Origin of the sequence: Peptostreptococcus anaerobius VPI 4330 = DSM 2949 (assembly GCF_000381525.1) — a bacterium.
Taxonomy (GTDB): Bacteria; Bacillota; Clostridia; order Peptostreptococcales; family Peptostreptococcaceae; genus Peptostreptococcus; species Peptostreptococcus anaerobius.
The window spans coordinates 24,055-36,680 of sequence record NZ_KB906624.1; the positions used below are offsets into that span (position 1 = coordinate 24,055).

Genomic DNA, 12,626 nt, shown 5'->3' on the forward strand with positions numbered 1-12,626 from the left:
ATGGATAAACAATTGACTTTTGAACTCTTGAAAAATGAATTAGACAAAAGTGAGATTATGGTAGATGAACCCATGCATAATCACATTTCCTTCAAGGTAGGAGGTCCAGCAGATATACTTGTTAGACCAAGGACAGAGGAGGAAATACAGAAAGTATTTAAAATAGCAAAAGAAAATAATATTCCGTTCATAATAAAGGGCAACGGCTCTAATATATTGATAAAAGATGGTGGATTTAGAGGACTAGTAATTGAAATAGCAGACAATTTCAGTGACTATAAAATAGAAGAAGAAACAATGACAGTACAGGCAGGTGCCCTGCTGTCTATTATAGGTAAAAAGGCGATGGAGGCTAGTCTTACAGGCTTTGAATTTGCTTCAGGTATACCGGGTACTCTTGGTGGTGCCCTTGCCATGAATGCAGGTGCATACGGTGGAGAGATGAAGAATATAGTCGAATCTGTAAGGATAATGGATGAAGATGGAAATATAAAAGAGTATTCAAACGAAGAGATGGCATTTTCATACAGACATAGTAGACTATCCGATACAAAGCACATAGCCCTATCAGCAAGGATTAAGCTTCAAAAGGGTATCTATGAAGATATAAAAGAGATAATGGATGACTTGAGACTTAAGAGAACTTCAAAACAGCCTCTTGAATACCCTAGTGCTGGTTCAACTTTCAAGAGACCAGAAGGGTATTTTGCAGGCAAGCTAATACAGGATTCAGACCTAAAGGGATACCAAATGGGTGGAGCTCAAGTATCTTCAAAGCATTCAGGTTTTATAATCAACTATGACAAGGCAAGTGCCAAAGACATAATTAACCTTATAGACCATGTAAAGGAAAGAGTATTTGAATGTTTTGGTGTTCGCTTAGAAGAAGAAGTCAAGATACTTGGAGAAGATGAAGAATAGTATCTGGAGGTAAAACATGAAGATATTAGGAGACTACCACACTCATACGAGATATAGTTGTGGTAACAATGAAAATAGGCTACATGCAAAGGGTACAATAGAAGAGAACGTCAAGGCTGCAATAGCCAAGGGCATCAAGACTATAGGTATATCCGAACATGGATTTAGACATAATTTTTATGGCCTATCAAAGGAAAATGCCCTAAAAGAGAGGGCTGAAATAGACCGCCTAAATGAAAAATATCCTGAGATAAATATATTGATGGGTATGGAGTGTAATATATTGGATGACAAGGGAAGGATTGATATGGATCCAGACCTAATTCATATATTTGACTATATGTTGGCTGGCTACCACTATGGATCAAAGCCTACATCATTTAAGAATTTGCTTCATCATGCGGACAATCTTTTGACAAATGGTTTTTTCTCAAAAGAATACAATACTAGGTCAGTTATAAATGCCATGAAGAAGAATAACTTGTTATACATATCCCATCCTGGTGACAAGGGTAGGATAGATATAGAAAGGGTTGCTAAGGTAGCTGTAGAAACAGGCACAGGTCTTGAGATAAATGGATATCACGACAGGCTAAGTGCTGACATGATAAGGCAGATTAAAGATATGGATGTCAAATTCTATATTGGGTCTGATGCACACGCACCGGACACAGTTGGAAGGTTTGATCTAGCCATGCAGATAGTCAAAGAAGCGGGAATTAATGAAGACAGGATAGAAAATATAGAAAAATAATGGGGGTGTTGGTATGAAATTTGTAATTGTAACTGGTTTATCCGGATCTGGTAAGAGTTCAGCTATGAAGGCTCTAGAAGATATGGGATTTTACTGTGTGGATAACCTACCACCAGCTCTAATTTTTAATTTTGCTGAGTTGTTTTTCCATTCTAATACTGGAGAGGACAAGTCAAAGTCTAATATGGACAAGGTTGCTCTTGGAATAGATATCAGGGGTAGGGAGTTTTTTGAAGAATTAAACTCAGCACTTGACCAGTTGGGAACAGCAAACTACAAGTATGATATGATCTATCTGGATTGTGATGATGAAGTCCTTGTCAAAAGATACAAGATGACTAGGAGAAACCATCCTTTGGCCAGTAATTCACAGATACCAGATGGTATCAAGAAGGAAAGGTCAATCATGGAGCCCCTTAAGAAGCTGTCTAATATGATAATAGATACATCTAATATGAAGCCAAAGGACTTGAAGGCTGAGATAGCTAGTATGTATGATGAGGGTGATGGGCTTGAAAGTCCTAATATAACAATATCAGTAGTATCTTTTGGATTTAAATATGGTATACCAATCGATGCCGACTTGGTATTTGATGTTAGATTCTTGCCAAATCCTTATTACGTTCAAGAATTAAGAGAAAAAACTGGCGATTATCAAGAAGTTAGGGACTATGTTATGGATTCTGATGTTAGTCATGAGTTTTTGGATAGATTATTCGATATGTTTAACTTCTTGATACCTCAGTATATAGAAGAAGGTAAGCAGCACCTAGTAATAGCTATAGGTTGTACAGGTGGTAGACACAGGTCTGTTACTATAGCCAATCTTACATATGATTTTCTTAATTCAAATGGTTATAGGGCTGTTAAAAAGCATAGAGATGCCAAGCTTGACTAGGAGAAATCAATATGATAGAGGGATTAACTAAAATGGAATCTATCCTCTTTGTACTTACTGTATTTTCTATGGTTGCTTTTTTGGCTACAGTTATAGTCTTGTATAAGTTTTTTAACCTATACAAGAACACAGTAGTACAGAATATGAGGAAGATAGAAGATATAGAAGGGTCTAAGAAGGATAAGAAAATAGTTGTAATAGGTGGTGGTACTGGTCAGTCAGTATTTTTGAGGGGCCTTAAGCACCTGACTAAGAATATTACAGCTATAGTAACAGTAGCAGATGACGGTGGTGGTTCCGGAGCTCTTAGGGAAGATCTTGGAATGTTGCCACCGGGTGATATAAGAAACTGCCTACTTGCCCTTGCCAATATAGAGCCAACCATGAGTGAAGTAATGCAGTATAGGTTCAAGGAAGGGGCTCTTAGGGGGCAGAGTTTTGGCAACCTATTTTTGGCAGCGATGACAGGCTTGTATGGCAACTTTGAAAATGCTGTATACAGGATGAGTCAGATATTTGCAATAACAGGAAGAGTACTTCCAGTCAGCCTAGATGATATTAACCTAGTTGCTGAATTGGAAAATGGTGAGATAATTGTGGGTGAGTCTGTGATTCCCAAGGAATCAAAAAGATATAACTCCAAGATAAAAAAAATATCCCTAGACAATAAAAAGGCCAAGCCACTTGATGAGGTGATTTCATCTATCAAGTCAGCGGATGCAATAGTGATAGGTCCGGGAAGTTTATATACTAGCATTCTTCCAAACCTTTTGGTGGAGGGGGTAGTAGATGCACTTTCTACATCTAAGGCTCCGGTTATTTACCTATGTAATATAATGACCCAGCCAGGAGAAACCGACAATATGGACGTAGTAGACCATATAAGGGCCCTTATAATGCATGCTGGTGTCAACTTTATAGATTATGTTATAGTCAATAATGAGGAACTTCCTATGGGTGTATTCGAAAGGTATGCCAAGGATGGGGCTCAGATGGTTGTGCTTGACCATATTCAAAGGGAGAAGATAAAGAGCTTTAACATAAGCCTTAGGGAAGAAAAATTGATAGAGATAAAAAGCGGCTATATAAGACATGACTCTGAACTTGTGTCAAAGGTCGTTATAGATATATGTAATGAGATAAGGAATTAGTATTTTAACGTTTGATTTAAGGAGTGGTATGATGAGAGAAGAGGTAAGCGCAGGAGGAGTCGTCTTAGTAGGAAATGCTATTTTGCTACTTAAAAAATATAATGGTGATTGGGTACTTCCAAAGGGCAAGGTAGAGCCAGGAGAGACCCATGAAGAGACAGCCTTGAGAGAGGTAAAGGAAGAGACCGGTGTAAAGGCTAGCATCGACAAATATCTAGGAGAAATTCACTACACATACAAGGAAAATTGGGACCAGACAAAGTCAGTCCACAAGATGGTATATTGGTATCTAATGCATACTAAGAACATGGATACACAACCTCAGAGAGAAGAGGGATTTGTAGAAGCCAAGTTTGTCCATGTAGACAGGGTTGTAGATATGGCAAGATATGATGATGAAAAAGAGATCATAAAGGTAGCCTTAAAGGAAATAAAGAGGAAGTAAGAAGATGTCTTTTTCAACAGATGCAAAAAGTGAACTGACTAGGATAAAAAATGAGGACTTTAGGCTGGATAGGGCAGAGCTATCGGCAATAGTTAGGATGTCAGGATCCATACAACTGGCTGGTAATATGCAGTTGAGCCTAAAGATTACAACAGAACTAAATGCCATAGCTAGAAAGGTATTTAAGATTCTAAAAGACTCCTACAATATAAATACATCGATCACAGTAAACAAAAATCAAATGTTAAAAAAAACAAATAGCTATGTTTTGACGATTACACCAGAGATGGGGGCGGGTAAACTACTAGTTGATCTTGGCATAATAGACAATGAAAGGACATTCTTCCCTAAAAATGAGATATCGTCGAGGATAGTTTCAGAACCTGATGAAGCATATGCCTATCTCAGGGGGGCATTTTTGGGTGGTGGCTCAATAAATGATCCTGAAAAGAACTACCATATGGAGTTTGTATCAAACAGTGAAGACTATGCATTTGAGCTTAGTGATATGATCAATTCCATGGGATTTTCTAGTAAGATAGTGACTAGAAAGAACTACTATGTAGTATACTTAAAAGAGAGCGAACAGATCTCAGACCTTTTGACTTTTATAGGTGCTCATAAGGCTATGTTGTCACTACAAAATATAAAGATAATGAAAGAGATGAGAAACAACGTAAATAGGATAGTCAATTGTGAGACAGCCAACCTATCAAAGACAGTTGATGCAGCAGTCAAGCAGGTTGAGAATATACTCATAATACAAAAGACTATAGGAATAAAAAAACTGCCAGACAACCTTCAGGAGATAGCCCTATTGAGGCTAGAAAATGAAGATATAAGCCTTAAGGAGCTAGGAGAGATGTTGAATCCACCACTTGGCAAGTCTGGTGTCAATCATAGATTTAAAAAAATTGAAAAAATAGCTGACAGGTATAGAGACCAAGTCTCACCAGAAGATTTATTTTAGGCTGATACTTATGTCAGCCATTATTATTAGGCTGAGAACCATATCTGATACTTATCAGAATTTGGTAATCAGCTATTTTCGTTTATAAAATAGGAAAGGAGGATTATCATGGAGGAAAATAAAGATTTTTGTCACCTACACGTCCATACAGAATATAGCCTACTTGATGGATTTTCAAGGTTAGATAGGTTGATTCCTAGGCTAAAAGAGCTGGGCATGACTTCGTGTGCAATCACAGACCACGGTACTATGTTTGGTGCTATAGACTTTTATAAGAAGTGCAAAAAAGAAGGTATAAAGCCTATTATAGGGTGTGAGGTATATGTAGCTCCTAGGACTCTTGACCAGAAGGATTCAGTATTGGACAAGTACTCTTCCCACCTGATATTGCTAGCTGAAAATAACGAGGGCTATGAGAACTTGATAAAGATAGTGTCAGACTCATATGTAGATGGATTTTACTACAAGCCTAGGACAGACAAGGACCAGTTGAGGAAGTATTCTAAGGGTATAATCTGTCTTTCTGCCTGCTTAAATGGGGAAGTAGCCAAGGCCTTACTAGCCAGAAACTATGAAAATGCATTAAACTACGCTGTAGAGTACAGGGATATATTTGGTAAAGATAATTTTTACCTAGAGATGCAGGACCACAAGCTGGCTGAAGACAAGGAAGTTAATGCAGGTCTTATTAAGATATCCAAAGAACTTGGAATACCCCTTGTAGCTACAAATGACGCCCACTATGTCTATAGGGAAGACTCTAAAATCCAGGATGTCTTGATGTGTATAGCCATGCAAAAGACCCTTGGTGATCCTTCTAGGATGAAGTTTCCAAATGATGAGTTTTATATAAAGTCTAGGGAAGAGATGGAGGGCCTCTTCAAGTTTGTACCAGAGGCCATAGATAATACACTTGAGATAGCTAAAAGATGTAATGTTGAGTTCGATTTCAACAACTACCACATACCTACCTTCAAGGTGCCTGAAGGTTATACAGAGGAGTCCTACCTAAGGTATCTTTGCCAAAAGGGTCTAGAGGAGAGGTATGAAGATATCACTGACGAGATAAGAGACAGACTTGAATTTGAGATAAATACTATAGCGAATATGGGCTATATAGAGTACTTCTTGATAGTTTGGGACTTTATAAATTTTGCCAAAGAGAATAATATAATGGTCGGACCTGGTAGGGGATCTGCTGCGGGTTCTATAGTTGCCTATACCCTTAAGATAACGGATATAGACCCTATAAAGTACAACCTGCTTTTTGAACGTTTCCTAAACCCTGAAAGAGTTACCATGCCCGATATAGATATAGATTTTTGTTATAAGAGGCGTGAAGAAGTAATAGAATATGTCAAGAGAAAGTATGGATCAGACCACGTTGCCCAAATTATAACCTTTGGTACAATGGGGGCAAAGCTTGCTATAAGAGACGTAGGTAGGGTACTTGATATAGCCTACAATAAGGTCGATGCAGTTGCCAAGGAGATACCTTTTGAACTGAATATGACAATAGACAAGGCCTTTGATAAAAATCCTACCTTGACGGAAATGTATGAGTCTGACCAGGATGTAAAGGAAGTAATAGATGTATCAAGAAAGCTCGAAGGAATGGTAAGGCACGCTTCAACCCATGCCGCTGGGGTGGTTATATCAAAAAGACCAGTCCACGATTATGTACCGCTTTACAGGAACCAAGACTCCATTACTACCCAGTTTACAATGACTACTCTTGAAGAGCTAGGACTTCTAAAGATGGACTTTTTGGGTCTAAGAACCCTTACAGTTATAAGAGATGCCCTAGACCTTATAGAGATAAACAGGGAGGACAGGGGCTACACTGAAAAGATAGATTTTTCAAAGATGGACTACGATGATCCAAAGGTCTATGAGCTGCTTTCGTCAGGCAATACCCTAGGAGTCTTCCAGCTGGAAAGTTCAGGCATGAGAAACTTTATGAAGCAGTTAAAACCGGACTCATTTGAAGATATAGTTGCGGGTATATCCCTATTTAGACCGGGTCCAATGGATTCTATACCTAGGTATATCAGCTTTAAGAATAACCCTGAGGAGGCAACCTACCTACACGAAAAACTAAGGCCTATCTTGGAGGTTACATATGGTTGTCTAGTATATCAGGAGCAGGTTATGCAGGTGGTTAGAGAGCTTGCAGGTTACAGTTTTGGTAGAAGTGACCTTGTCCGCCGTGCCATGTCAAAGAAAAAGATGGATGTCATGGAAGAAGAGAGACAGTACTTTATACATGGTAAGTTTGACGATAAGGGAAATATCGAAATACCTGGCTGCATCAGAAACGGGGTACCAGAAGATATAGCCAACCAGATATTTGACGATATGATAGACTTTGCAAAGTACGCATTTAACAAGTCTCATGCAGCTGCCTATGGGGTGCTTGCCTATGAGACAGCCTATCTTAAGACCTACTATCCAGTTGAGTTTATGGCGGCTCTGATGACTTCTGTAATAGGCAACACAGACAAGGTCGTTGAATATATGAGAGAGTGTAGCAAGCTTGGTATAGAGGTATTGCCGCCGGATATCAACAGGTCATATTCAATGTTTTCAGTAGACAAGGGTCACATAAGATTTGGTCTTGTGGCAGTAAAGAATGTTGGAGCCAATGTGATTGACGGTATTGTAAAGGAAAGAGAAGAAGGCGGAGAATTTACGGACTTTGTAAATATGATAAAAAGACTCGACTCAAGGTTTACCAACAAGAGGGCGATTGAGAGCCTTATAAAATGTGGTGCCCTAGATTCACTTGGAGAGACAAGGGCTAGCCTATTATTATCTTTTGAAGACATACTAGACAGTGTCAGCAGGGACAAGAAAAGAAATGTAGAAGGGCAGATATCCTTGTTTGATATGGTGTCAGACCAGGGACAGGGCCTAGGAATAATAGACAACACTAGCATCAAGCACTACGATGAGTTCAAGCAAAAAATCATTCTGGACATGGAAAAAGAAGTAATGGGTATGTATATATCAGGTCATCCCCTATCTGAATACGAGGACATCCTAGCCAGGAGGACATCTATAAACAACTTTAAGATCAAGGAACTAAAAGAAGATCCTAAATTACTGCAAGAACTAAACGACCAAGAGCATATAGTTGGCGGTATAGTCGTGTCATCTAGGTTGATGACTACAAAGAAAAATGAAATGATGGCCTTTGTAGAGATTGAAGATATATTTGGTAGTCTAGAAGTGGTTGTATTTCCCAAGACATACACAGAATATAAGTCCTTATTAAAAGAGGATAGTATAGTTCTCATAAAGGGTAGGATGAGTATTAGAGAGGATGAAGATGTTTCAATCCTCGCTGGTCAGATAAAAGACATAACAGATGAAAGTGAGTTTGAAGACTCATATTCAAGTTCTAAGAAAAACACATACAAAAAAGAAGCTAGACCTAGTCTTGAAGCTACAGGAAAGAAGCTTTTTATCAGGGTGAATAGCATGAAAAATACAGACCTTATCAATTCTATCTACAGGGTTATAATGAAGCACCAAGGATTAGACAAGGTGGTTATTTTCCCTGAAGATGAAAATATAGGGGATAAGAAAAAGACCTACCAACTGTCTGAAATGGGTGTTTACGCCGATGATAAACTAAGAAGTGACCTTGAAGAGATAATAGAAAAATTTAATATAGTAATCAAGTAAAGTCAAAAAAACAGTATTTATCAAAGGAGTATCCCGATTTATATGTTTAAGCTATTGATGTGTGTTAAATATATTGAAAATAGTAGCTTTTAAAATTCAAGCTATCAGTAAAATTATAAAAAAAATATAACTGAAACGTCTATTTTGTGGTATAATACAAGAAAAGAACGTTTCAGTTTTTTTTTGGAGTTTATGGGATAAAATTTGTACACTTGGGATTATAAACGACCCGACCTAAGGATCATTTAATTTTAATAGGTCTTAAATTTAAATTTTAGCCTAAGATAGATCGAATTAGTGTATTAATTTATTATAGAAGGTAAATGAAATAAGCGTGTTAGGAGGAAAGTCATGAAAAGTTTAGCCGTATTAACAAGTGGTGGAGATGCACCAGGTATGAATGCTGCTATCAGAGCAGTAGTCAGAACAGCAATATACTATGGATATAAGGTATATGGTATAGAAAGAGGATATAAGGGACTATTAGAAGAAGAATTTATAGAAATGGACCTTTCATCAGTTGGTGATATCATCCAGAGGGGTGGTACTATACTGAAATCTTCAAGATGCAATGAATTTAAGACAGCAGAAGGAAGAGAAAAGGCTGCAAAGATACTAAAGAAAAAGGGAGTAGAGGCCCTAGTAGTAATAGGTGGAGATGGATCATTTAACGGAGCCAACCTACTTAGTGAATTGGGTGTATCAACTATTGGAATACCGGGTACAATAGACAATGACTTGGCCTACACTGATTATACAATAGGTTTTGACACAGCAAGTAATACAATAATAGATGCAATAAGTAAGATAAGGGATACATCATCTTCTCATGAAAGAATAAATATAATAGAAGTAATGGGTAGAAACTGTGGAGACCTTGCCCTATATGCAGGTGTTGCAGGTGGTGCCGAATCTATAGTAGTACCTGAGGTACATATAGATAGAGAAGAGATAGTAAAGAGAATTAGAACAACACAAAAAAGAGGTAAGAAGCATAGTATCATAGTCCTTGCAGAGGGTGCAGGAGACTTCGTTGATGGAGCTATTGGACTAAAGAATGCCCTAGTTGAAAAAGACCATGCAGACGTTAGAGTTACAGTTCTTGGACACGTTCAAAGAGGTGGATCTCCATCATCTTTTGATAGACTTCTAGCAAGTAAGATGGGGAACAAGGCAGTAGAACTATTGATAGAAGGTAAGACTGCAAGAGTTGTAGGTATAAGAGATAACAAAATAATAGATATGGATATTAAGGAAGCACTTTCTTTACCAAAGGAATTTGATGTAGAAACATATGAAATGGCCAAGGTCCTATCTATATAGTAATTTAGGTGGTAGACATAGGTTATAAACATTGTTTAATATATGTATATAAAAATAAGTAAGTGATAAGGGGTGGAGTGAATGATAAACAAGAAGACAAAGATAGTTTGTACAATGGGTCCTTCAACAGACTCAGACGACATACTAAGAGAACTTATTTTAAACGGGTTAAATGTATGTAGATTTAATTTCTCACATGGTTCACATGAAGAACATAAGGAGAGAATGGACCGTACAAAGAGAATTAGAAAAGAATTAAATGCTCCAGTAGCAATCCTACTAGATACAAAGGGTCCAGAAATAAGGACAGGTGACTTTGAAGAGCCAATTGAGCTAGTTGAAGGCGACAAGTTCGTAGTTACAATGGATGACTGTGTTGGTAACAGAGAAAGATGTACAGTATCTTATAAGGATATGGCTAAGGACCTAAAGGTAGGAGACACAATCCTAATAGATGACGGTCTAGTATCATTAAAGGTTGTAGAAATATCAGGACAGGATATAATTACAAGAGTAGAGAATTCAGGTAAGGTATCTTCTAAGAAGGGTGTAAATCTTCCGGGAGTAGAAGTAAATCTTCCAGCCATTACTGAAAAGGATAGGGAAGATATAGAGTTTGGTATCGAACAGGGTATAGACTTTATAGCTGCTTCATTTGTAAGAAAGGCTGCTGACGTACTTGAAATAAGAAAGATATTAGAAGAAAAGGGAGCAACTGACATCCAGATATTCTCAAAGATAGAGAGTCAAGAGGGTGTAGACAATATAGATGCAATTATCCAGGTATCAGACGGTATCATGGTAGCAAGAGGAGATATGGGTGTTGAGATACCTAGTGAAGAGGTGCCAATCGTTCAGAAGATGATCATATCTAAGTGTAATGAGCTTGCTAAGCCAGTAATAACAGCTACACAGATGATGGACTCAATGATCAGAAACCCAAGACCAACAAGAGCTGAGGTAACAGACGTTGCCAACGCTATATATGATGGTACAGATGCTATCATGCTATCAGGTGAAACAGCTGCTGGTAAGTACCCAGTTGAAGCTGTAAAGGCTATGAACAGAATAGCTATTAGAACAGAAGAAACACTAGATTATTCAAATATTAGAGGATATTCAAACTGCGTAAACGGCGTAACTGTTACAGATGCTATATCACACGCTACTTGTACAACAGCTCTAGACTTAGAAGCTAGTGCTATCATAACTTGTACATCTTCAGGACATACAACTAGAATGGTGTCAAAGTTTAGACCTAAGGCACCTATCATAGCTGCAACAGCTGACGAAAGAGTAATGAGAAGAATGTCACTTACTTGGGGAGCCTACCCAGTATTATATAGACTATCTAAGAGCACTGACGAAGTGATTGATGAAGCCATAGAAGCGACTCAGGAAGCTGGCTATGTAAATGCAGGCGACCTAGTTGTTATCACAGCAGGTGTTCCAGTTGGTAAGACAGGAAAGACTAACTTAATCAAGGTATCTACAATAACTGAATTCATCGGAAGAGGTGTAGGTGTCGGAAGAGGTGTTGTCGAAGGTAAGGTAAGAGTAGTCAACCCAGGTGAAGAAGTAGATTTCAACGAGGGAGACATCCTAGTTACAGTAGGAACTGACAAGCAGATGGTTAAGTATATTGAAAAAGCTTCTGCAGTAGTAACTGAGACTGGTGGAATGACATCTCATGCAGCAATTGCAGGTATCAACCTAGGTGTACCTGTAGTAGTGTCAGTACAGGGTGTTACAAGCAAGGTTAAGACTGGTGATGTGATTATGGTAGAGACTGCTATCGGGACTATTACTAGGGCTTAGTTAAAAGTTAATAATAGGTAAGGGTGTTATGTCTGGTTTTATAACTGGTCGATATTTTTGATACATCATATGCTTGGGTCATTAAAAATCCAATCGTTCACTGCGTTCAGTGGATTTTTGGCCATGACTCTTCGCATTGATGTATGGTAAAAATATCTCTATGTTATTTCAACCAGACATAGCACCCTTTTTCGTGTTGGTGATTGGTAGTGTGTATAGATGTTGTAGTATATCCCTGTCGGGAGCCTGTGTAGGTATGGTTTAGTATGTCTCTGTCTGGAGCCTATGTAGAGATGTGTTGTAGTGTGTCCCTGTCGGGAACATGTGTAGGTATAGTGTAGTGTGTCTCTGTCGTGAGCCTGTGTAGGTAGTTTTAGTGTGTCCTTATCGGGAGCCTGTATAGGTAATTGATGTGAAATCCATTCGGGGTAAATTGAATAGTTTGAGCTATAGGTGCAGGAATAAAATAGATTTGTAATGTGCTATAACATATGTTACACAATTGAATAAAAAAAGAGAGGAACTCTGATACAATAGTAATATCAACAAAACCATTTAGTAAAGGAGTCCTCTCATGTCTATTATAACAGAAGAAATGCGTTACCGCCAAAAATTATGTGAATTTGCTAAAAAATATGGAGTTACAAAAGCCGCAA

At 38.1% G+C, this 12,626-nt stretch carries 9 protein-coding genes; all 9 read left to right on the plus strand.

The genetic code is table 11. The features are described from left to right. Positions 1–921 carry a UDP-N-acetylmuramate dehydrogenase gene (gene murB / locus F823_RS0106660; RefSeq protein ID WP_002842633.1) on the plus strand — a complete coding sequence of 307 codons (921 nt, stop codon included), beginning with the start codon at positions 1–3 and terminating at the stop codon, positions 919–921. Between the two features lie 16 nt (positions 922–937). After that, entirely contained in the window at positions 938–1,675 is a 738-nt protein-coding gene (locus F823_RS0106665) for a PHP domain-containing protein (RefSeq protein ID WP_002842597.1), read from the plus strand. Between the two features lie 13 nt (positions 1,676–1,688). Further along, a complete protein-coding gene (gene rapZ / locus F823_RS0106670) occupies positions 1,689–2,573 on the plus strand; it encodes an RNase adapter RapZ (RefSeq protein ID WP_002842610.1) in 885 nt (294 codons plus the stop codon). An 11-nt stretch (positions 2,574–2,584) separates the two neighbouring features. Next, on the plus strand, positions 2,585–3,724 hold the full coding sequence (locus F823_RS0106675; RefSeq protein ID WP_002842642.1) for a gluconeogenesis factor YvcK family protein: 1,140 nt from the start codon (positions 2,585–2,587) through the stop codon (positions 3,722–3,724). 31 nt (positions 3,725–3,755) lie between these two features. Then, entirely contained in the window at positions 3,756–4,169 is a 414-nt protein-coding gene (locus F823_RS0106680) for an NUDIX hydrolase (RefSeq protein WP_002842623.1), read from the plus strand. A gap of 4 nt (positions 4,170–4,173) precedes the next feature. Continuing rightward, entirely contained in the window at positions 4,174–5,139 is a 966-nt protein-coding gene (whiA, locus tag F823_RS0106685; RefSeq protein WP_002842614.1) for a DNA-binding protein WhiA, read from the plus strand. A 108-nt stretch (positions 5,140–5,247) separates the two neighbouring features. Continuing rightward, positions 5,248–8,829, plus strand: a complete 3,582-nt coding sequence (locus F823_RS0106690; RefSeq protein WP_002845804.1) for a DNA polymerase III subunit alpha — start codon at positions 5,248–5,250, stop codon at positions 8,827–8,829. 351 nt (positions 8,830–9,180) lie between these two features. Next, on the plus strand, positions 9,181–10,152 hold the full coding sequence (gene pfkA, locus F823_RS0106695) for a 6-phosphofructokinase (RefSeq protein WP_002842643.1): 972 nt from the start codon (positions 9,181–9,183) through the stop codon (positions 10,150–10,152). 81 nt (positions 10,153–10,233) lie between these two features. Further along, the gene (gene pyk, locus F823_RS0106700; protein WP_002845806.1) at positions 10,234–11,970 is read left to right on the plus strand and encodes a pyruvate kinase; all 1,737 of its coding nucleotides are present in this window, start codon (positions 10,234–10,236) and stop codon (positions 11,968–11,970) included. Positions 11,971–12,626 lie beyond the last annotated feature (656 nt).